This is a genomic window from Pseudomonas sp. PDM31 (assembly GCF_019218965.1).
Taxonomy (GTDB): domain Bacteria; phylum Pseudomonadota; class Gammaproteobacteria; order Pseudomonadales; family Pseudomonadaceae; genus Aquipseudomonas.
This window is the reverse complement of the sequence record NZ_JAHUWS010000013.1, coordinates 95,742-115,716: the sequence shown is the minus strand read 5'-3', so window position 1 is coordinate 115,716 and position 19,975 is coordinate 95,742. Positions and strand designations below refer to the sequence as shown.

General features: G+C 60.2%; 20 protein-coding genes. 8 read left to right on the top strand and 12 right to left on the bottom strand.

Annotated elements, in window-relative coordinates; genetic code table 11:
* Positions 1–1,053, top strand: coding sequence for a histidinol-phosphate transaminase (gene hisC, locus KW839_RS23080; RefSeq protein ID WP_218425611.1), 1,053 nt, complete (start codon positions 1–3; stop codon positions 1,051–1,053).
* 129 nt (positions 1,054–1,182) lie between these two features.
* On the opposite strand, the gene algW is transcribed toward hisC, so the two are convergent.
* Positions 1,183–2,343, bottom strand: coding sequence for a Do family serine endopeptidase AlgW (algW, locus tag KW839_RS23075; protein ID WP_060542994.1), 1,161 nt, complete (start codon positions 2,341–2,343; stop codon positions 1,183–1,185).
* A gap of 103 nt (positions 2,344–2,446) precedes the next feature.
* Between algW and KW839_RS23070 the strand changes: the two genes are divergently transcribed.
* The 3 genes from KW839_RS23070 (at position 2,447) to cysN (ending at position 6,301) form a co-directional block, all read left to right on the top strand.
* Entirely contained in the window at positions 2,447–3,205 is a 759-nt protein-coding gene (locus KW839_RS23070) for a Nif3-like dinuclear metal center hexameric protein (protein WP_060542995.1), read from the top strand.
* A 270-nt stretch (positions 3,206–3,475) separates the two neighbouring features.
* The gene (cysD, locus tag KW839_RS23065; RefSeq protein ID WP_060542996.1) at positions 3,476–4,393 is read left to right on the top strand and encodes a sulfate adenylyltransferase subunit CysD; all 918 of its coding nucleotides are present in this window, start codon (positions 3,476–3,478) and stop codon (positions 4,391–4,393) included.
* Between the two features lie 9 nt (positions 4,394–4,402).
* Positions 4,403–6,301 carry a sulfate adenylyltransferase subunit CysN gene (gene cysN, locus KW839_RS23060; RefSeq protein ID WP_060542997.1) on the top strand — a complete coding sequence of 633 codons (1,899 nt, stop codon included), beginning with the start codon at positions 4,403–4,405 and terminating at the stop codon, positions 6,299–6,301.
* 170 nt (positions 6,302–6,471) lie between these two features.
* Here cysN and KW839_RS23055 read toward each other — a convergent pair whose 3' ends face one another.
* Genes KW839_RS23055 through KW839_RS23045 form a run of 3 tightly spaced genes read right to left on the bottom strand, consistent with a single transcriptional unit; the run spans position 6,472 to position 9,864 of the window.
* Positions 6,472–7,377: an acyltransferase gene (locus tag KW839_RS23055; protein ID WP_218425610.1), complete on the bottom strand. Its 906-nt coding sequence runs from the start codon at positions 7,375–7,377 to the stop codon at positions 6,472–6,474.
* A complete protein-coding gene (gene pta, locus KW839_RS23050) occupies positions 7,378–9,477 on the bottom strand; it encodes a phosphate acetyltransferase (protein ID WP_060542999.1) in 2,100 nt (699 codons plus the stop codon).
* A 60-nt stretch (positions 9,478–9,537) separates the two neighbouring features.
* Positions 9,538–9,864 (bottom strand): DUF3565 domain-containing protein, encoded by a 327-nt coding sequence (locus tag KW839_RS23045; protein ID WP_082457590.1) that lies wholly within the window; start codon positions 9,862–9,864, stop codon positions 9,538–9,540.
* Between KW839_RS23045 and KW839_RS23040 the strand changes: the two genes are divergently transcribed.
* The 3 genes from KW839_RS23040 to KW839_RS23030 all read left to right on the top strand — a co-directional run bounded on the left by KW839_RS23040 (position 9,833) and on the right by KW839_RS23030 (position 12,245).
* Positions 9,833–10,318: a peptidylprolyl isomerase gene (locus tag KW839_RS23040; RefSeq protein ID WP_008054392.1), complete on the top strand. Its 486-nt coding sequence runs from the start codon at positions 9,833–9,835 to the stop codon at positions 10,316–10,318. The two genes, KW839_RS23045 and KW839_RS23040, sit on opposite strands and share 32 nt — an antisense overlap.
* A 121-nt stretch (positions 10,319–10,439) precedes the next feature.
* Positions 10,440–10,922 carry a glutathione peroxidase gene (locus KW839_RS23035; RefSeq protein ID WP_060543000.1) on the top strand — a complete coding sequence of 161 codons (483 nt, stop codon included), beginning with the start codon at positions 10,440–10,442 and terminating at the stop codon, positions 10,920–10,922.
* A 219-nt stretch (positions 10,923–11,141) separates the two neighbouring features.
* Entirely contained in the window at positions 11,142–12,245 is a 1,104-nt protein-coding gene (locus KW839_RS23030; protein WP_218425609.1) for an NADH:flavin oxidoreductase, read from the top strand.
* Between the two features lie 126 nt (positions 12,246–12,371).
* On the opposite strand, the gene KW839_RS23025 is transcribed toward KW839_RS23030, so the two are convergent.
* Positions 12,372–13,571, bottom strand: a complete 1,200-nt coding sequence (locus KW839_RS23025) for a glycosyltransferase family 1 protein (RefSeq protein WP_218425608.1) — start codon at positions 13,569–13,571, stop codon at positions 12,372–12,374.
* 42 nt (positions 13,572–13,613) lie between these two features.
* Positions 13,614–14,366, bottom strand: coding sequence for a sulfate transporter CysZ (cysZ, locus tag KW839_RS23020; protein WP_060543003.1), 753 nt, complete (start codon positions 14,364–14,366; stop codon positions 13,614–13,616).
* 314 nt (positions 14,367–14,680) lie between these two features.
* Between cysZ and trxB the strand changes: the two genes are divergently transcribed.
* Positions 14,681–15,637 carry a thioredoxin-disulfide reductase gene (gene trxB, locus KW839_RS23015; protein WP_218425607.1) on the top strand — a complete coding sequence of 319 codons (957 nt, stop codon included), beginning with the start codon at positions 14,681–14,683 and terminating at the stop codon, positions 15,635–15,637.
* 180 nt (positions 15,638–15,817) lie between these two features.
* Here the strand turns inward: trxB and KW839_RS23010 are convergent, their stop codons facing one another.
* The 6 genes from KW839_RS23010 to folM all read right to left on the bottom strand — a co-directional run bounded on the left by KW839_RS23010 (position 15,818) and on the right by folM (position 19,907).
* Positions 15,818–17,068 (bottom strand): aspartate aminotransferase family protein, encoded by a 1,251-nt coding sequence (locus KW839_RS23010; protein ID WP_060543005.1) that lies wholly within the window; start codon positions 17,066–17,068, stop codon positions 15,818–15,820.
* 435 nt (positions 17,069–17,503) lie between these two features.
* The gene (locus KW839_RS23005) at positions 17,504–17,842 is read right to left on the bottom strand and encodes a HopJ type III effector protein (protein ID WP_218425606.1); all 339 of its coding nucleotides are present in this window, start codon (positions 17,840–17,842) and stop codon (positions 17,504–17,506) included.
* On the bottom strand, positions 17,835–18,131 hold the full coding sequence (locus KW839_RS23000; protein WP_007944633.1) for a DUF1244 domain-containing protein: 297 nt from the start codon (positions 18,129–18,131) through the stop codon (positions 17,835–17,837). The genes KW839_RS23005 and KW839_RS23000 overlap by 8 nt, the downstream gene beginning before the upstream one ends.
* Positions 18,132–18,226: 95 nt before the next feature.
* The gene (folX, locus tag KW839_RS22995; RefSeq protein ID WP_059403284.1) at positions 18,227–18,598 is read right to left on the bottom strand and encodes a dihydroneopterin triphosphate 2'-epimerase; all 372 of its coding nucleotides are present in this window, start codon (positions 18,596–18,598) and stop codon (positions 18,227–18,229) included.
* Positions 18,598–19,176, bottom strand: a complete 579-nt coding sequence (folE, locus tag KW839_RS22990; RefSeq protein WP_060543007.1) for a GTP cyclohydrolase I FolE — start codon at positions 19,174–19,176, stop codon at positions 18,598–18,600. The genes folX and folE overlap by 1 nt, the downstream gene beginning before the upstream one ends.
* Before the next feature lie 20 nt (positions 19,177–19,196).
* Positions 19,197–19,907, bottom strand: a complete 711-nt coding sequence (gene folM, locus KW839_RS22985; RefSeq protein ID WP_218425605.1) for a dihydromonapterin reductase — start codon at positions 19,905–19,907, stop codon at positions 19,197–19,199.
* Positions 19,908–19,975: the final 68 nt, after the last annotated feature.

The following is a 19,975-nucleotide window of genomic DNA, read 5'->3' as shown; positions in this document are numbered from 1 at the left end:
ATGAGCAAATTCTGGAGCCCGTTCGTCAAGGATCTGGTGCCTTATGTGCCGGGTGAGCAGCCGAAGCTGACCAAACTGGTCAAGCTCAACACCAATGAGAACCCGTACGGTCCGTCGCCAAAAGCCTTGGCGGCGATGCAGACCGAACTCAATGACAACCTGCGCCTGTACCCGGACCCGAACAGCGATCTGCTGAAAAATGCAGTCGCCAGGTATTACGGCGTGCAGAGCAATCAGGTGTTCCTCGGCAACGGTTCGGATGAGGTGCTGGCGCACATTTTCCACGGTCTGTTGCAACACGAGCAGCCGATTCTGTTCCCGGACATCAGCTATAGCTTCTACCCGGTGTATTGCGGGCTGTACGGCATCAAGTTCGATGCAGTGCCGCTGGATGAGGAATTCCAGATCAACCCGGCGGACTACGCCAAGCCGAACGGCGGGATCATTTTCCCTAACCCGAACGCGCCGACCGGTTGCCTGCTGGCACTGGACGCGGTCGAGCAAATCCTCAAGGCCAGCCCGAACTCGGTGGTGGTTGTGGATGAGGCTTATATCGACTTCGGCGGCGAGACCGCGATCAGTCTGGTGGACCGTTATCCGAACCTGCTGGTGACTCAAACCCTGTCCAAGTCCCGTTCGCTGGCGGGCCTGCGGGTTGGCCTGGCGGTTGGGCACCCGGAGCTGATCGAGGCGCTGGAGCGGATCAAGAACAGCTTCAACTCCTATCCGCTGGACCGTCTGGCGAATGTCGGCGCGGCGGCGGCGTTCGAGGATCGCGAGTACTTCGACAAGACTTGCCGTCTGGTCATCGAGAGCCGTGAGTGGGTGATCGCGCAGTTGCAGGCCAAGGGCTTTGAAGTGTTGCCGTCGGCAGCGAACTTCATTTTTGCCCGGCATCCGCAGCATGACGCGGCAGGGCTGGCGGCGAAACTGCGCGAGCAGGGCGTGATCGTGCGCCACTTCAAGCAGGAGCGGATTGCGCAGTTCCTGCGGATCTCCATCGGCACACCTGAGCAGAACCAGGCGCTGATTGACGGTCTTGGCGATCTTTAACCCACGACGACTAACCCTGATGTGGGAGCGGGCTTGCTCGCGAATACAGTTTTTCATTCAACAGAAATGTTGGCTGATCGACCGCTTTCGCGAGCAAGCCCGCTCCCACATTGGTTCTTGTATACGGCTTCAGTTTTCTTCTTTCTCTTTGACCGGAGCCGGCGGCGGACGCAGGCCGATTTCCGCGCTCAGCTTGAGTTCCTTGCCGTTGCGCATCACCTGGATCGACACCTTGTCGGTCGGTTTGATCCGCGCCACCTGATTCATCGAACGGCGACCATCACCCGCCGGCTCGCCGTCGATGGCAAGAATCACATCGCCCAGTTGCAGGCCGGCTTTCTGCGCCGGACCGTCGCGGAAAATTCCCGCAACGACAATTCCCGGACGTCCCGACAAGCCAAAGGACTCGGCCAGTTCCTGGGTCAACGGCTGCACTTCAATGCCCAGCCAGCCGCGAATCACCTGGCCGTGTTCGATGATCGACTTCATCACCTCCATCGCCAGTTTCACCGGGATCGCGAAGCCGATGCCCTGGGAGCCACCGGACTTGGAGAAAATCGCCGTATTGATGCCGGTCAGGTTGCCGCTTGCATCCACCAGCGCACCACCGGAGTTGCCGGGGTTGATCGCCGCATCGGTCTGGATGAAGTCTTCATAGTTGTTCAGGCCCAGCTGGTTGCGCCCGGTGGCACTGATAATACCCATGGTCACGGTCTGGCCGACGCCGAACGGGTTGCCAATGGCCAGCGCGACGTCGCCGATGCGGATGTTGTCGGAACGGCCAACCGTGATCGATGGCAAACTTTTCAGATCGATCTTCAGCACCGCAAGGTCGGTTTCCGGATCGCTACCGATCACCCGGGCCAGGGTCTCACGCCCGTCCTTGAGCGCCACGACAATCTGGTCGGCACCGCTGGTCACGTGGTTGTTGGTCAGGATGTAGCCTTCCGGGCTCATGATCACGCCGGAACCCAGGCTCGACTCCATGCGCTTTTGCTTGGGCGAGTTGTCGCCGAAAAAGCGCCGGAACTGCGGGTCTTCAAACAGCGGATGGGAGGGTTTGTTAATGACCTTGGTGGTGTAGAGGTTGACCACCGACGGCGCGGCCGTGGTCACCGCGTCGGCGTAAGACACCGGCCCTTGCTGTACGCTGGTGGTTTGCGGGGCTTGTTGCAGATTGACGTCGAGGCTCGGGAGCCCGACCCACTGCGGGTAACGCTGGATGATTAACAGAGCGACAAGCACGCCGGCCAACAGCGGCCAGCCGGAAAAACGCAGCGCCTTGAGCATTAAGCACGTCCTGAGAGAGTTGCAGGCGGAATGAGACCGCTCATAATGTCGCGCATTATACGAGGCCGCGCGTGCCTCTGAACGGGATATTTAGGAGTCTTTTATGGCCGTAGCCCTGAGCACCCTGGTCGAAGAAGCCGACCGTTACCTTGGCAGTTCGAAAATTGCCGATTACTGCCCCAACGGCCTGCAAGTGGAGGGGCGGCCGCAGGTGCTGCGCATCGTCAGCGGCGTCACCGCCAGCCAGGCCCTGCTCGATGCCGCCGTGCAAGCCAACGCCGATCTGGTGCTGGTGCATCATGGCTACTTCTGGAAGGGCGAGAATCCGTGCATCACCGGCATGAAGCAGCGTCGTCTGAAGACCTTGCTCAAGCACGACATCAGCCTGCTCGCTTACCACTTACCCCTGGATCTGCACCCGGACGTCGGCAATAACGTGCAGTTGGCGCGCCAGCTGGATATCACCGTCGAAGGCCCGCTCGATCCGGATAACCTGAAGATCGTCGGCCTGGTGGGCTCATTGAATGAACCGGCGACCCCCCGGGATTTCGCCCGACGGGTCCAGGAAGTCATGGGCCGCGAGCCACTGTTGATTGAAGGTAGTGCGATGATCCGTCGGGTTGGCTGGTGCACCGGGGGTGGCCAGGGCTACATCGATCAGGCAGTAATGGCCGGGTGCGACCTGTTCCTCAGTGGCGAGGCGTCCGAGCAAACCTTCCACAGTGCCCGGGAAAACGACATCAGCTTCATCGCCGCCGGCCACCACGCCACCGAGCGTTATGGTGTTCAGGCGCTGGGGGATTACCTGGCACGACGCTTTGCCCTTGAACACATCTTCATCGATTGCCCCAATCCCATCTGAATACTCGATCCCAGAGACACCAATAATCTGATGTGGGAGCGGGCTTGCTCGCGAAAGCGGTCTTATATTCAGCTGCAGTGTTGAATGATCCACCGCTTTCGCGAGCAAGCCCGCTCCCACATTAGAAGCGCCGCTGTCCCCGAACCGGTGGGCATATTCATATACTTTTTCGATCTAGTTGGCGTCCTGATTAGAAGAGGTCGCTGTGCTAGGATTCCTCGCTCGAACACGGCCCGCTGGCCGTTCATAAGAAAGCTTTCGTGAGTAGCCATGGTCGACAAACTGACGCATCTGAAACAGCTGGAGGCGGAAAGCATCCACATCATCCGCGAGGTGGCCGCCGAGTTCGATAACCCGGTGATGCTGTACTCCATCGGTAAGGACTCCGCCGTGATGCTGCATCTGGCACGCAAGGCGTTCTTCCCGGGCAAGCTGCCGTTTCCGGTGATGCACGTCGACACCCAGTGGAAATTCCAGGAGATGTACAGCTTCCGCGACAAGATGGTCGCCGAACTGGGCCTCGACCTGATCACTCACGTCAATCCTGACGGCGTGGCGCAGGGCATCAACCCGTTCACCCACGGCAGTGCCAAGCACACCGACATCATGAAGACCGAAGGCCTCAAGCAGGCCCTGGACAAACATGGTTTCGACGCGGCCTTCGGTGGTGCGCGCCGCGATGAAGAGAAATCCCGCGCCAAGGAGCGCGTGTACTCGTTCCGCGACAGCAAGCATCGCTGGGACCCGAAGAACCAGCGTCCGGAGCTGTGGAACGTCTACAACGGCAAGGTCAACAAGGGCGAATCCATCCGCGTATTCCCGTTGTCGAACTGGACCGAGCTGGACATCTGGCAGTACATCTACCTCGAAGGCATCCCGATCGTGCCGCTGTACTTCGCCGCCGAGCGTGAAGTCATCGAGAAGAACGGCACCCTGATCATGATCGACGATGAGCGCATCCTCGAACACCTGAGCGATGAAGACAAAGCCCGTATCGTCAAAAAGAAAGTGCGTTTCCGTACCCTTGGTTGCTACCCGTTGACGGGCGCGGTGGAGTCCGAGGCCGAAAGCCTCACGGACATCATTCAGGAAATGCTCCTGACGCGAACTTCCGAGCGCCAGGGCCGTGTCATCGACCACGATGGCGCCGGCTCCATGGAAGACAAAAAACGTCAGGGTTATTTCTAAGGGGTTGTCATGTCGCACGTATCTGATTTGATCAGCGAGGACATCCTCGCCTACCTGGGCCAGCACGAACGTAAAGAGCTGCTGCGCTTTCTGACCTGCGGTAACGTCGATGACGGCAAGAGCACCCTGATCGGGCGCCTGCTGCACGACTCCAAGATGATCTACGAAGATCACCTGGAAGCCATTACCCGCGACTCGAAAAAAGTCGGCACCACCGGCGAAGACATCGACCTGGCATTGCTGGTCGACGGCCTGCAGGCCGAGCGTGAGCAAGGCATCACCATCGATGTCGCGTACCGCTATTTCTCCACCGCCAAGCGCAAATTCATCATCGCCGACACCCCCGGCCATGAGCAGTACACCCGCAACATGGCCACCGGTGCGTCCACCTGTGACCTGGCGATCATCCTGGTCGACGCCCGTTACGGCGTGCAGACCCAGACCCGTCGCCACAGCTTCATCGCCTCGTTGCTGGGCATCAAGCATATCGTTGTGGCCATCAACAAGATGGACCTCAAGGGCTTCGACCAGGGCGTGTTCGAGTCGATCAAGGCCGACTACCTGGCGTTCGCCGAAGGCCTGAAGCTCAAGCCGACCAGCATGCACTTCGTGCCGATGTCTGCCCTCAAGGGCGACAACGTGGTGAACAAGTCCGAGCGCTCGCCGTGGTACACCGGCCAATCGCTGATGGAAATCCTCGAGACCGTGGAAGTGGCGGGCGATCGCAACTTTACCGACCTGCGTTTCCCGGTGCAGTACGTCAACCGTCCAAACCTGAACTTCCGTGGTTTCGCCGGCACCCTGGCCAGCGGCATCGTCAAGAAAGGCGACGAAGTCGTGGTCCTGCCTTCGGGCAAGAGCAGCCGCGTGAAGTCCATCGTCACCTTCGAAGGCGAACTGGAGCACGCAGGTCCTGGCCAGGCTGTAACGCTGACCATGGAAGACGAGATCGATATCTCCCGTGGCGACCTGTTGGTGCATGCCGACAACGTTCCGCCAGTCACCGACAGCTTCGAAGCGATGCTGGTGTGGATGGCTGAAGAGCCGATGCTGCCGGGCAAGAAGTACGACATCAAGCGCGCCACCAGTTACGTGCCGGGCTCGATTGCCAGCATCGTCAACAAGGTCGACGTCAATACTTTGGAAGAAGGTCCGGCCAGCGCATTGCAGCTGAACGAAATCGGCAAGGTCAGGATCGCGCTCGACGCGCCGATTGCCCTCGACGGTTACGACAGCAACCGCACCACCGGCGCGTTCATCATCATTGACCGGTTGACCAACGGCACCGTTGGCGCTGGCATGATCGTCGCCCAGCCTTTGGCCCACGGCACCAGCACGCACCACGGCAAACTGGCTCACGTCGCTACCGAAGAGCGCGCTCAGCGCTTCGGCCAGCAACCGGCCACCGTATTGTTCAGCGGCCTGTCGGGCGCGGGCAAGAGCACTCTGGCTTACGCCGTCGAGCGCAAGCTGTTCGACCTGGGCCGTGCGGTGTTTGTGCTCGATGGCCAGAACCTGCGTCACGACCTCAACAAAGGTCTGCCGCAGGATCGCGCCGGGCGTACCGAGAACTGGCGTCGTGCGGCCCACGTCGCCCGTCAGTTCAACGAAGCCGGCCTGCTGACCCTCGCCGCATTCGTTGCGCCGAGTGCTGAAGGTCGTGAACAGGCCAAGGACCTGATCGGCAAGGAGCGTCTGGTGACGGTCTACGTCCAGGCCTCGCCGGCGGTCTGTGCCGAGCGTGACCCGCAAGGCCTGTACGCGGCCGCCGGGGACAACATCCCGGGCGAATCCTTCCCGTACGATGTGCCGCTGGATGCCGATCTGGTGATCGACACCCAGTCTGTTTCGCTGGAAGAGGGCGTGAAGCAGGTGCTGGATCTGTTGCGTAGCCGTGGCGCGATCTAAGTCTTAGCCAGAAATGAATAACCCGCCGACGAGTGATCAACGGCGGGTTTTTTATTTCAGGTCGACCCGGTCAACTGTGGGAGCGGGCTTGCTCGCGAATACGGACGAACATTCAACGTTGATGCCGACTGATGCGCCGCTTTCGCGAGCAAGCCCGCTCCCACATTGGTTCAGCGGCGGTCTGGGTATTCCCGATGCATTTGCCCCAACAACGCATCCTTGTCTTCCCACAACTGGTTGATCCAGCCTTGGAACTGCAGTCGGTATTCCCCATCCTGATCGTAGTTCTTGCCAATGAACTGCGGCGGAATCTTCAGTTCCTCAAAATGCACCACCACATCCGCGACATTCCCGCACAGTAAATCCCAGAAACCGGGACGTCCGGCGGGGTAGTGAATAGTCACGTTGACGATGGATTCCAATTGCTCACCCATGGCATCCAGCACGAATGCAATGCCGCCAGCCTTGGGTTTGAGCAAGTACTTGAACGGTGACTTTTGCTGGGCGTGCTTGCCCTCGGTGAAGCGCGTGCCTTCGACGAAATTGAAAATCCCCACCGGGTTATGGCGAAATTTCGCGCACGTCTTGCGGGTGGTTTCCAGGTCCTTGCCTTTCTTCTCCGGGTGCTTTTCCAGATAAGCCTTGGAGTAGCGCTTCATGAACGGAAAATCGAGCGCCCACCAGGCCAGGCCGATCACAGGGACCCAGATCAGCTCTTGCTTGAGAAAGAACTTCAACGGCTGGATGCGGCGGTTGAGCACGTATTGCAGCACGAGGATGTCGACCCAGCTCTGGTGGTTGCTGGTGATCAGGTAGGAGTGTTGATAGTCGAGACCTTGCAGGCCACTGATGTGCCAACGGGTACGGCGCACCAGATTCATCCAGCCTTTATTGTTGCTGATCCAGGCTTCGTGGGTATGGCTCATCAGCCAGTGTGCGAAACGCCGGGTAAGGGCGAACGGCAAGGCTTTCAACAGCGCCACGCAGAACAGAAAGGTGCAGAGCAATATCGTGTTCAGAGCCAACAGCACAGAGGCGATCACGCCTCGCAGCGGTGCAGGTAGAAAATCCAGCATTTAAATATCCATAGGTCGGTTGGCAGCCTGAATCGCGGTCAGTGCGATGGTATAGACGATGTCGTCGACCTGCGCGCCGCGCGGCAGGTCGTTCACCGGTTTGCGCAGGCCTTGCAGCATCGGCCCGAGGCTGACGCAGTCGGCGCTGCGCTGCACGGCTTTGTGAGTGGTGTTGCCGGTGTTGAGGTCGGGGAACACGAATACCGTGGCGCGACCGGCCACCTGGCTGTTCGGCGCCAGTTGCCGGGCCACGGTTTCGTTGGCGGCGGCGTCGTACTGCAACGGGCCATCGATCAGCAGTGAATTTTGCTGTTCGTGGGCGAGCAGGGTGGCCTCGCGCACTTTTTCGACTTCTTCGCCACTGGCCGAATCACCGCTGGAGTAGCTGATCATAGCCACCCGTGGCGTGATGCCGAACGCAGCGGCCGAGTCGGCGCTTTGCAGGGCAATCTCGGCCAGTTCACTCGCGCTCGGGTGCGGGTTCATGACGCAGTCGCCATAGACCAGCACTTCTTCGGGAAACAGCATGAAGAACACCGACGACACCAAGGTGCAGCCGGGCGCGGTCTTGATCAGCTGCAGGGCCGGGCGGATGGTGTTGGCGGTGGAGTGAATGACACCCGATACCAGGCCGTCGACCTCATCCAGCGCCAGCATCATGGTGCCGATCACCACGGTGTCTTCCAGTTGCTGCTCGGCCATTGGCGCGTTGAGGCTCTTGCTTTTGCGCAGGGCGACCATGGGTTCGACGTAGCGCTCGCGGATCAAATCCGGATCGAGGATTTCCAGCCCCGGCGGCAGCTCGATGCCCTGGGCGCGAGCGACCGCCTGCACGTCTTCGGGTTTGGCCAGCAACACGCAGCGAGCGATGCCGCGCGCCTGGCAGATCGCCGCGGCCTGCACGGTCAGCGGCTCGCTGCCTTCGGGCAGGACGATGCGCTTGTTGGCGCCTTGGGCGCGCTGGATCAATTGATAGCGGAATACCGCCGGCGACAGGCGCATCTCCCGAGGTGTGCCGCAGCGCTGGTGCAGCCAGTTGGCGTCCAGATGGCTGGCGACGAAATCGGTGATGATCTCCGCGCGCTCGCGGTCATCGATGGGGATCTCCTTGTTCAGGCCGTTCAACTGGTTGGCGGTGTCGTAGGAGCCGGTGCTCACCGACAACACCGGCAGGCCAGCCTGCAAGGCGCCTCGGCACAGGTCCATGATGCGCGGGTCGGGCAGGGTGTCGCTGGTCAGCAACAGGCCGGCCAGAGGCACGCCATTCATCGCCGCGAGGCTGACGGCGAGGATGATGTCGTCGCGATCGCCGGGGGTTACCACCAGCACGCCGGGCTTGAGCAGCTCCACAGTGTTGCGCATGGTGCGCGCGCAAATGATGATTTTGGTCATGCGTCGGGTTTCGTAGTCGCCGGCGTTGAGCACTTGCGCGCCCATCAGGTCGGCTACGTCGCGGGTGCGCGGCGCGTTCAATTCCGGCTGGAACGGAATGCAGCCCAGCAGGCGGAAATCGCCGCTGCGCAACAGTGGCGAATGTTCCTTCAGCCGTGCGGCGAACGCCTCCATGCTCTCGTCGGTCTTGACCTTGTTGAGAATCACGCCAAGGACTTTCGGGTCCTTCGGGCCACCGAACAATTGCGCCTGCAATTCCACGCGGCCGGACAGTTCGGTCAGCACTTCGTTTTCCGGTGCCGAGACCAGAATCACCTCGGCGTCGAGGCTCTTGGCCAGATGCAGGTTGACCCGTGCGGCGTAGCTGGCGCTGCGGGTCGGCACCATGCCTTCGACGATCAGCACGTCCTTGCCGATGGCGGCCTGCTGATAGAGCGTGATGATCTCTTCGAGCAATTCGTCCAGTTGACCATCGCCCAGCATGCGCTCGACATGGGCCAGGCCCAAAGGCTGTGGTGGTTTGAGCCCGTGGGTGCGGGCCACCAGCTCGGTGGAGCGCTCGGGCCCGGTGTCGCCGGGATGGGGCTGGGCAATCGGCTTGAAGAAGCCGACTTTCAGGCCGGCCCGCTCAAGGGTGCGCACCAGCCCGAGGCTGATGGAGGTCAGACCCACGCCAAAATCGGTGGGGGCGATAAAAAAAGTTTGCATGCGGATTCTCTTGAGGTGCATGGCAATGGTGACGGCCTATGACTGGCCCTCTACCGAAATTCAGTGGTCAAGATTATCGCTAACCGAGCCTTGTGCGCACCAACCGCAAGCAAAGGGCTGGCCTATTTTTTCCTGGCGTTGCGCAGGGTCCATGACCCAGGCCCGGGATTGCCACGGCGGCTGATGCCGCAGGTGTTGGGTATGGCCGCAGGAAAGCTCGGCCACCCAGTGCCCGTCCTCGTCCTGATGGAAGCCTGTGATCGTCACACCCCGTCTGTCCGGGTTGTGTTCGCTTTCGGGCGATGGCTTCGCTAAACTTGGTCTTTCAAATTTCTTATGCAAAAGGTCTCGCCCCATGCTGATCGCCGCCAATAAGGCTGTCTCCATCGACTATACCCTGACCAACGACGCTGGTGAGGTCATCGACAGCTCCGCCGGCGGCGCGCCGCTGGTTTACCTGCAAGGTGCAGGCAATATCATCCCGGGCCTGGAAAAGGCACTGGAAGGCAAGGCCGTCGGCGACGAACTGACTGTAGCCGTTGAACCTGAAGACGCTTACGGCGAATACGCTGCCGAACTGGTCAGCACCCTGAGCCGCAGCATGTTCGAAGGCGTCGATGAACTGGAAGTGGGCATGCAGTTCCACGCTTCCGCTCCGGACGGCCAGATGCAGATCGTGACCATTCGCGACCTCGATGGCGACGACGTTACCGTTGACGGCAACCACCCGTTGGCTGGTCAGCGCCTGAATTTCCAGGTCAAGATCATCAACATCCGTGATGCCAGCCAGGAAGAAATCGCTCATGGTCACGTCCATGGCGAAGGTGGCCATCACCACTGATTTCTGCGCTAAGCTCAGATAACTGGAGAGGCGCCCCGAGGGCGCCTTTTTAGTCTGCGGTCGTCCCGGCGACACCGCCAAGTGGCTGTTTCGAGAAGAACACGGGAATCTGGAGTACGCGATGAGTGCTTTTCACGACCTTAAATTGACAGCCCTGGATGGACAGGAGCTACCACTGGCGCCCTTCAAAGGGCAAGTTGTGCTGGTGGTTAACGTCGCGTCCAAATGTGGCCTGACTCCGCAGTACGCAGCGCTGGAAAACCTTTACCAGCAATACAAGGCCAAAGGCTTCAGCGTGCTGGGCTTGCCCTGCAACCAGTTTGCCGGGCAGGAACCGGGTAGCGAGCAGGAGATCAAGGATTTCTGCAGCCTCAACTATGGCGTGACCTTTCCGTTATCCAGCAAGCTGGAAGTCAACGGACACGAGCGTCATCAGTTGTACCGCCTGCTGGCGGGAGAGGGCGCGGAGTTCCCCGGCGACATCACCTGGAACTTCGAGAAGTTCCTGTTGGGCAAGGACGGCCGCGTACTGGCGCGTTTCTCGCCGCGCACGGCGCCGGATGATCCGACCATTGTCCATGCGATTGAAAAAGCCCTGAGCTGACGTCCCCCTGGAGGAGCGAGCATGCGCGCGATGGTCGTGAACGATAACGCGGGGTAACTGACACCCCACGGCGTTCTCAGGTTTATCGCGAGCAGGCTCGCTACTACAACGTTATTCGTTACCTTTTGAGCCTTAATCACCAAAATCAATAATGCTGTTAAATGCTTTGCGGACGCAATATTATGGCTGTCATAAAGTCATTCTTCCGTGGAGCGTCCCATGCCAGTAAAAGCCCTGTTCAAACCGTTCCACCTCGGCACCCTCCAATTGCCGACCCGCGTCGTCATGGCGCCGATGACCCGCTCGTTTTCCCCAGGTGGCGTCCCTAATTCCAAAGTGATCGAATACTACCGTCGTCGCGCCGCTGCGGGCGTCGGCCTGATCATCACCGAAGGCACCACCGTCGGGCACCAGGCTTCTAACGGTTACCCGAACGTTCCGCATTTCTACGGTGAAGCGGCTCTGGCCGGCTGGAAAAAAGTCGTCGACGCGGTCCACGCCGAAGGCGGCAAGATCGTTCCGCAACTGTGGCATGTGGGCAGCGTGCGTCGCATCGGCACCGAGCCGGACGCCAGCGTGCCGGGTTACGGCCCGTCGGAAAAAGTGAAGGACGGCCAGGTCGTGGTTCACGGCATGACTAAACAAGATATCCAGGAGGTGATCGCCGCGTTTGCCCAGGCTGCCAAGGATGCCCAGAGCATCGGCATGGACGGCGTGGAAATCCACGGCGCCCACGGTTATCTGGTCGACCAGTTCTTCTGGGAAGGCAGCAACCAGCGCACCGACGAATACGGCGGCAGCCTGGCCAACCGTTCGCGCTTCGCCATCGAGCTGATTCAGGCGGTGCGTGCCGCAGTCGGGGAAGATTTCCCGATTATCTTGCGCTTTTCGCAGTGGAAACAGCAGGACTACACCGCGCGCCTGGTACAAACCCCGGAGGCGCTGGGCGAGTTCCTCAAGCCGTTGTCTGATGCGGGTGTGGATATTTTTCACTGCTCGACCCGCCGTTTCTGGGAGCCGGAATTCGACGGTTCCGAGCTGAACCTGGCAGGCTGGACCCGCCAACTCACCGGCAAGCCAACCATCACTGTGGGCAGCGTCGGCCTGGACGGCGAGTTCCTGCAGTTTATGGTCAACACCGACAAGGTCGCGCAGCCTGCCAGCCTGGAGAAGCTGCTGGAGCGCCTGAACAACGATGAGTTCGACCTGGTTGCGGTCGGTCGTGCCTTGCTGGTTGACCCGGACTGGGCGCAGAAAGTACGTGACGGTCGCGAGGAAGACATCCTGCCGTTCAGTCGTGAGGCGTTGATGACGCTGGTTTAAGCGACGTCTGGACTTACGCCTTCGCGAGCAAGCCCGCTCCCACATTTGACCTCATCTCTCTGAGATAATCCGGTCACCTGTGGGAGCGGGCTTGCTCGCGAAGACTGACTAAAGGGCACTACAAAATCAGGGAACAATCGGTGTATTCGGCACCACCAGTTCCCCGGCACACGCCCCACGCAACTGCCCCTCGAATTGCTCGATAATCGTCGCCCAACCCTGTCGACTGGCATGCTGTCGCGCATTGAGCCTGATATTGCGCAACGCTTCGCGCTCCTCCAGCAACCACGCCGCTGCATCGCAGAACGCCTCTTCATCCCCCGGCATAGCCAATACTCCGTTGTAGCCATGCCGAATATGCTGGGCTGCCGCCGCCTGGTCGTAGGCCACTACCCCAAGCCCCGAGGCGAGCGCTTCAAGCACCACATTGCCGAAGGTTTCGGTCAGGCTCGGGAACAAAAACACATCCCCCGAGGCGTAATGGCAGGCCAGGGCTTCGCCACGCTGGGCGCCGCAGAAAACCGCCTCGGGCAGTTCCCGTTGCAGCTCCTGACGCTGCGGGCCGTCGCCGACCACGATCAGCTTGAGAACGTGCTGTGGATAATTTGTCTTGAGGGCGTCAAATGTACGTTTGAGCAAGCCGAGGTTCTTTTCCACAGCCAGACGACCGACATGAATGACGGCAATGTCTTGCTCGGCCAACCCCCATTGCTCGCGCAGGGCATTCAGGCGTTTGGCGGGGTGAAACAATTGGCTGTCGACACCCCTGGACAGCAAGGCCAGGCGTTCGAAATGACGCCGTTCCAGTTCCATTCGCTGACTGACACTGGGTACCAGGGTCAAATTGGAGCGGTTATGAAACCAGCGCAAGTAATGAGTCAGCAAACGTGTCAGCAGGCCAAGGCCGTACTCGCTGGTGTATTGCTGGAAATTGGTGTGAAAGCCACTGACCACAGAAATACCCAGGCGCCGTGCGGCGCGCAATGCCGACAACCCCAGCGGTCCTTCAGTGGCGATGTACAGCACGTCCGGGCGATGACGCTTCCAGCGTCGCAACAGCTTATGCATCGACGACTGGCCCCACTGCAGGCCAGGATAGCCCGGCAGCGGCCAGCCCCGGCACAACATCAATTCATCGTCGCTGCCCTGTTGCTGGTCACAGCCCTGGCGCGGTCGTACCAGCTCCACCTGATGCCCGCGCGCGCGCAAGCCATCGCACAAACGGCCAAGGGTGTTGGCCACGCCGTTGATTTCCGGTGGGAAGGTTTCGGTGATCAGGGTGATATGCAGAGTTGTCGTCATGACCCCAGTGTCGATTGGGGTCATGTCGTCAGTGTGACGTCGGGATGATGGATTTGTGACGACCGCTTAGCGCTGGGCCACCAGATTCTCGGCACCGCGCTCACGCACCCAGAACAGCGTCGCCCCGGCCACGGCGGCCGGCATCATCAGGATGTTGACCACCGGGATCAGCAGCACCAGATAAACGCTCCCGCCAAAGCTCATGCTCTGCCAGCGCTTTTCGCGCAGCCAGGCGAGCATCTCGTTCCAGCCCAGCTTGTGGTTGTCCGCCGGGTAGTCGATGTACTGGATCGCCATCATCCACACCCCGAACAGCAGCCATAGCGGCGCGGCAATGATGTTCAGCACCGGGATGAACGAGAGGATGAACAGCCCGATTGCCCGCGGCAGGAAGTAGCCGAGTTTGCGCATCTCCCGGGCCAATGTTCGCGGAACCATTGCGACCAGTTCGCCCCAGCTGAAAGCCGGGAAGTCGTCAGTGCCGCGTACCACCACCTCGACTTTCTCCGCGAGAAAACCGTTGAACGGCGCGGCGATGACGTTGGCGAGCATGGTGAAGGTGAAGAACACCATCAACCCCACCAGAACCACGAACAACGGCCAGAGGATGTAACTGAGAAAACTCAGCCAGTCGGGCAGGGACGGCATCAGCGCATCGACCCACAGGCTGAATTGATGACCGGCCAGATAGATCAATCCGACGAACAGCACCAGGTTGATCGCCAGCGGCAAAAGCACAAACAGGCGCAGGCCGGGACTCAGCACCAGCTTGAGGCCTTCGCGCAGGTATTGCGGGCCGGACAGAACGGGGGCGGGCATAACGGGCTCCGAGCAGAGGGAAAACGCGCCGACCTTACCGGCTTTGCGGTGCAGGTGAAAGCGCGGCGGCGGTATCGACATTCACTGTAACAAAGACGTCCCTTTAGTCACGGTGATGGAATAGAGACCACCTATGAGCTGGATTGTTATTCGGTATTTCCTTAATCTTCGCCCCCTCGATACGCTGCACCCAACTTTTTACAGGACGGTCGGGTTCAAGCCTTCCTCAAGTGCTTGCAACCGTTCTTTTTTATTCCCGCCGGCGATCCGGCGTTCCGCGCCAGGTGTTCCGGGCCGGTCAACAGGAGCAGGTCATGTCTGAAGTTCGTCATTCGCGAGTGATTATTCTCGGTTCCGGCCCTGCCGGTTACAGCGCCGCGGTCTATGCCGCCCGTGCCAACCTCAAGCCACTGCTGATCACCGGCATGCAGGCCGGCGGTCAACTGACTACCACCACCGAAGTCGACAACTGGCCTGGCGATGTCCACGGTCTGACCGGCCCTGCGCTGATGGAGCGGATGAAAGAGCACGCCGAGCGTTTTGAAACCGAGATCGTTTTCGATCACATCAATGCCGTGGACTTCGCTGCCAAGCCGTACACCCTGACCGGTGACAGCGCGACCTACACCTGTGATGCCCTGATCATCGCCACCGGTGCCAGCGCTCGTTACCTGGGCCTGCCATCGGAAGAAGCGTTCATGGGCAAAGGCGTTTCCGCCTGCGCTACCTGCGACGGTTTCTTCTATCGCAACAAGCCAGTGGCCGTGGTCGGTGGTGGCAACACAGCGGTGGAAGAAGCACTGTACCTGGCCAACATTGCCAGCACCGTGACCCTGATCCACCGTCGCGAAACCTTCCGCGCCGAGAAGATCCTGATCGACAAGCTCAATGCCCGGGTTGCCGAAGGCAAGATCATCCTGAAGCTGAACGCGACCCTGGACGAAGTCCTGGGCGACAACATGGGCGTGACCGGCGCGCGTCTGAAGAACAACGACGGCAGCTTCGACGAAATCAAGGTCGACGGCGTGTTCATCGCCATCGGCCACACCCCGAACACTTCGCTGTTCGAGGGCCAGTTGACCCTCAAAGACGGCTACCTGGTCGTGCAGGGCGGCCGTGACGGCAACGCCACTGCGACCAACCTTGAAGGTATCTTCGCCGCTGGCGACGTAGCAGACCACGTGTACCGTCAGGCCATCACCTCGGCCGGCGCCGGCTGCATGGCGGCACTGGATGCAGAGCGCTACCTCGACAATCTGAAAAACGCTTGATTCTGTGTTCGTAAAAAAACCGGCTTCGGCCGGTTTTTTTTGTCCACAATTTAGTGCCTGATTACATTCCGGACCTAATGTGGGAGCCGGCTTGCCGGCGATGACGGTGCATCAACCCACATTGAGCTCGCCTGACACACCGCCTTCGCCAGCAAGCCGGCTTCTACAGGGATCAGGTTGTCAGGACAGTCTGGCCAGGCACGCTTCAAGAATATCCAGGCCTTCCTCCAATACCGCCGCCTCGGTAGTCAGCGGCGCCAACAGCCGAACAATGTGCCGCGACTTGCCACTTGGCATCAGCAGCAACCCGGCTTCCCGCGCCAGGCCCAGCAGTTGCGTCAACTGCGCCGAGGCCGGTGTGCCGTCGGCGTTGGCCAGTTCAATGCCACGCATCGAGCCAACGCCGGTCAGGCGTCCGAGGTAGGGGGACAGGTTGCGATCGCGCCAGGATTGGTAGCGGCTGACAATCGCCTCCTCCTGCTGCGAACCCCAGGCTTGCAGATTGGCGTCGGTCATTACGTCCAGCGTCGCCAGCCCGGCAGCGCACGCGATGGGGTTGCCCGAATAGGTGCCACCGAGTCCGCCCTTGGGCAAGTTGTCGAGCAGTGCCTTGCGCCCGACCACCGCGCCCAGCGGTACGCCGCCGGCGATGCTTTTGCCCAGCAGGATCAGGTCCGGCTCGATGCCCAGCCGCGAGAAGGCAAAGCGCTGCCCGGTACGGCCGAAGCCGGACTGGATTTCATCGGCGATCAGCAGGATGCCCTTCTCGTCGCACAAGCGCCGCAGCGCCTGGGCGAATTGCACGTCCATGGCCAGGAAACCGCCTTCACCCTGCACCGGTTCGACGATGAAACAGGCCACGTCGTCGACATCGATCTCGACGCTGAACAACCGCTCCATGGCCTTCAGGGCCTCGGCGCAGGTCACGTCGTTATCCTGGCTGGGGAAGGGCAGGTGGTACACCGGGCCGGGCAACACGCCGACTTTCTGTTTGTAGGGGGCAACTTTGCCGTTGAGATTGAGGGTGGCCAGTGTGCGACCGTGGAAGGCGCCATCAAAGGCGACGACTGCCGTGCGACCCGTAGCGCCGCGAACGATCTTCAAGGCGTTTTCAGCCGCCTCGGCGCCGCTGTTGGTGAACATTCCGCTGACCGGGTAATCCACCGGGATAAACGCGCAGAGGCGGTCCATGAACTCGATGTAGGGCGTATGGGGCGCAGCGTTGAAAGCGTAATGAGTCAGTTTTGTCGCTTGTTCGCCAATGGCCTGGACGATACGCGGATGGCAGTGGCCGAGGTTCAGCACGCCGATGCCGCCGACAAAGTCGATGTAGCGTTTGCCATCGGTGTCCCAGACCTCGGCATTTTTGCCGTGGCTGAGCGTGACAGGGTGAACGATGTTGATCGACTGACTGATGCTTTCGCTGTTCATGGATGACCGGCTCGAAAGAAGGGAGGCTTCTTTTATCTAAGCCGCGATCAGCGCTACCGGACAAACGAAATAAAGTGGCGGGATCAATCTTAAAAGTCTGGATGTGCTGTTCGATCAGGCGCAACCCCTGTAGGAGCGAGCCTGCTCGCGATGCTCGCGAACGATTACGCTGGGCGCCAGATACCCCGCAGCATTCCCAGGTTCATCGCGGCGATGTGGCGCAGACCCTGCAGGAGCGAGCATGCTCGCGATGCTCGCGAACGATTACGCTGGGCGCCAGATACCCTGCAGCATTCCCAGGTTCATCGCGGCGATGTGGCGCAGACCCTGTAGGAGCGAGCATGCTCGCGATGGTCGTTAACGATAACGCTGGGCGCCAGATACCCCGCAGCGTTCTCAGGTTCATCGCGAGCAGGCTCGCTCCTACAAGTTGAATCAGCGGCGGGTCAGGGGCTGCCGGGCGAACTTCACCCCGGCCAGCCCATTGGCGATCAATGCACGGATATTGCCGTGGTCGCTGCCTTCAGGGGTGGCCAGCACCGAGCGGTAATGCTCGCCAAACGCCAACAGCGCTTCTTCATCGCTCAACCCTTCCAGCAGGGCCAGGCCCAGGGTCTTGCACGAACCTTCGTTTTGCAAGGCGGCGTTTTCCACACCGCCGTTGTTGAATGCCTGAGGCTGATAGTCATAGCCGGCGGCGATGAACGCCAGGGTATCGGCGAAAACGTGTTCGCCGCTCTTCAGGCTGGTGCGCAAGGTGTTCAAATCACTCATTGGGTTTTCCTTTGGCGAACGCCGCTTGTTGTTCGGCGCTGGCTTCTTGCTGGTATTGGGCTTTCCACTCGGCGTACGGCATGCCGTAGACGACTTCACGGGCGTCATCAAGGCTGACGTCGATCTGGCGTTCGTCAGCCGCGGCCTTGTACCACTTCGACAGGCAGTTGCGGCAGAACCCCGAGAGGTTCATCAGGTCGATGTTCTGTACATCCTTGCGGCTGTCCAGATGGGCCACCAGCCGGCGAAAGGCGGCGGCTTCGAGTTCCAGGCGTTGTTGATCGGTCATGGGGGTCTCTTCGAGACAGCTTTGAGCGGCAAGCTTCGAGCTGCAAGTGGATTGCGGTGCGGTGAAGTTTACAGCTTGCCGCTTGCCGCTTGAAGCTAACGGCTCGCTGCGAGCGTTATCGACACCGACTCTGCAAAACGCAGGGCATGAGGTTTGTCGACCTCGACTTCGGCGTACAGCACCGATTCATTGGCCATGACCAGATCGAGAATTTCCTGGGTCAGGCGTTCGAGCAAGGCGAATCGATTGCCTTCCACGTGCGCGATGATCGCTTTGGTGATGGTGCGGTAATTCAACGCGTGATCGATATCGTTGTCACGCACGGCATCCTGCGCCGCATACAGAATCGTCAGGTTGATCAACACATCCTGCTTGTTGAGGATTTCATCCTCGTTGATCCCGATGAAGGTGCGCAGGCACAGGTCCTTGACCCGGATGCGTGCCATGCCTGGTTGAAGTTGTGGCATTACTTCTTGCTCCGTCCAATCAATTGCAGGAACTCCTGGCGGGTGTTGCTCGACTCGCGGAAGGCGCCGAGCATCACCGAGGTGTTCATGGTCGAATTCTGTTTTTCGACGCCGCGCATCATCATGCACATGTGCTGCGCCTCGATGACCACCGCAACGCCGGCCGCGCCGGTCACTTGTTGTACCGCGTCGGCAATTTGCCGAGTGAGGTTTTCCTGGATTTGCAGGCGACGGGCGAACATGTCCACCAACCGCGCAATCTTCGACAGGCCCAGCACCTTGCCCGTTGGAATATAAGCCACATGAGCCTTGCCGATGAAGGGCAACAGATGATGTTCGCACAGAGAATACAGTTCGATGTTGTCGACGATGACCATTTCATCGTTGTCCGAGGCGAACAACGCGCCGTTGACGATCTCTTCGATACTTTGATCGTACCCGTGGCAGAGGTACTGCATGGCTTTGGCCGCCCGTGCCGGTGTATCGAGCAAGCCTTCGCGCTCGGGATTTTCACCAAGGCCGATGAGGATCTCGCGATAGCTCTGGGACAAGGACTGCCGGGGCAGGGGTAGCGTCATGGAACATCCTCGCGGGGCGGTTATTTGACGTGCCGTCCGCCGTTGACGGTCAGTGTGGTGCCGGTCACATAAGGGTTATCGAGCAAATAGCGCAGGCTTTGGTAGATCACTTCGCTGCCAGGCTCAATGCCCAGTGCGGATTTGGCTAGCGCCTTGGCGCGGTAGGCCGCATCGTCATCGGCATTGAACAGTAGCAGGGCTGGCGCGATGCCGTTGACCTTGATGCCTGGCGCGTACTTCGCGGCGAAGGACAGGGTCAGGCTGTCGAGCCCGGCTTTACTGGCGCAATAGCCAATGTGCTTGCTGCTGCCCTTGCGGGTCACGTCATCGCCGATGTGCACGATGTCGGCCGGCGTCGAGCGTTGCAGCAAATCAGCGCAATGCAGGTTGATCAGGTAGGGCGCCAGCATGTGCACGCTGAACATGCGCGTGAACGCTGCGGCATCGGTGTCGGGGGTTTCGGCCAGCCATTCGGAAGCGTTATGGACAATCGCCCGCAGGCTGTCGGTATGGGTTTTCAGGTCGCGGATGAATGCGAAAATCCCGGTTTCACTGGAGAAATCCGCGAACAGTGCAGTCGCCCCCAGATCGCGCAGGGCTCGCACGCCCGGGCGCTCGGTGCGGTAGGTGAAGATCACCCGGTGGCCGTCTTCAAGCAATCGTTGCGCGCAGTGCAGGCCGACACGCTGGCCGGCGCCGGTGATGAGAATGGGGGCTGCGGAAGAGGTCATGAACGGCTCACGTCGCGGTAATAGCAAAACTATACCAGCGCGCGGCGGTGTTCACCTATCGAGGGTGC

What these genes read in the sequence shown, in the direction of transcription:
- hisC (WP_218425611.1), top strand. Translation starts at nt 1, where the DNA reads ATGAGCAAATTCTGGAGCCCGTTCGTCAAGGATCTGGTGCCTTATGTG.
- algW (WP_060542994.1), bottom strand. Translation starts at nt 2,343, where the DNA reads ATGCTCAAGGCGCTGCGTTTTTCCGGCTGGCCGCTGTTGGCCGGCGTG.
- KW839_RS23070 (WP_060542995.1), top strand. Translation starts at nt 2,447, where the DNA reads ATGGCCGTAGCCCTGAGCACCCTGGTCGAAGAAGCCGACCGTTACCTT.
- cysD (WP_060542996.1), top strand. Translation starts at nt 3,476, where the DNA reads ATGGTCGACAAACTGACGCATCTGAAACAGCTGGAGGCGGAAAGCATC.
- cysN (WP_060542997.1), top strand. Translation starts at nt 4,403, where the DNA reads ATGTCGCACGTATCTGATTTGATCAGCGAGGACATCCTCGCCTACCTG.
- KW839_RS23055 (WP_218425610.1), bottom strand. Translation starts at nt 7,377, where the DNA reads ATGCTGGATTTTCTACCTGCACCGCTGCGAGGCGTGATCGCCTCTGTG.
- pta (WP_060542999.1), bottom strand. Translation starts at nt 9,477, where the DNA reads ATGCAAACTTTTTTTATCGCCCCCACCGATTTTGGCGTGGGTCTGACC.
- KW839_RS23040 (WP_008054392.1), top strand. Translation starts at nt 9,833, where the DNA reads ATGCTGATCGCCGCCAATAAGGCTGTCTCCATCGACTATACCCTGACC.
- KW839_RS23045 (WP_082457590.1), bottom strand. Translation starts at nt 9,864, where the DNA reads ATGGAGACAGCCTTATTGGCGGCGATCAGCATGGGGCGAGACCTTTTG.
- KW839_RS23035 (WP_060543000.1), top strand. Translation starts at nt 10,440, where the DNA reads ATGAGTGCTTTTCACGACCTTAAATTGACAGCCCTGGATGGACAGGAG.
- KW839_RS23030 (WP_218425609.1), top strand. Translation starts at nt 11,142, where the DNA reads ATGCCAGTAAAAGCCCTGTTCAAACCGTTCCACCTCGGCACCCTCCAA.
- KW839_RS23025 (WP_218425608.1), bottom strand. Translation starts at nt 13,571, where the DNA reads ATGACCCCAATCGACACTGGGGTCATGACGACAACTCTGCATATCACC.
- cysZ (WP_060543003.1), bottom strand. Translation starts at nt 14,366, where the DNA reads ATGCCCGCCCCCGTTCTGTCCGGCCCGCAATACCTGCGCGAAGGCCTC.
- trxB (WP_218425607.1), top strand. Translation starts at nt 14,681, where the DNA reads ATGTCTGAAGTTCGTCATTCGCGAGTGATTATTCTCGGTTCCGGCCCT.
- KW839_RS23010 (WP_060543005.1), bottom strand. Translation starts at nt 17,068, where the DNA reads ATGAACAGCGAAAGCATCAGTCAGTCGATCAACATCGTTCACCCTGTC.
- KW839_RS23005 (WP_218425606.1), bottom strand. Translation starts at nt 17,842, where the DNA reads ATGAGTGATTTGAACACCTTGCGCACCAGCCTGAAGAGCGGCGAACAC.
- KW839_RS23000 (WP_007944633.1), bottom strand. Translation starts at nt 18,131, where the DNA reads ATGACCGATCAACAACGCCTGGAACTCGAAGCCGCCGCCTTTCGCCGG.
- folX (WP_059403284.1), bottom strand. Translation starts at nt 18,598, where the DNA reads ATGCCACAACTTCAACCAGGCATGGCACGCATCCGGGTCAAGGACCTG.
- folE (WP_060543007.1), bottom strand. Translation starts at nt 19,176, where the DNA reads ATGACGCTACCCCTGCCCCGGCAGTCCTTGTCCCAGAGCTATCGCGAG.
- folM (WP_218425605.1), bottom strand. Translation starts at nt 19,907, where the DNA reads ATGACCTCTTCCGCAGCCCCCATTCTCATCACCGGCGCCGGCCAGCGT.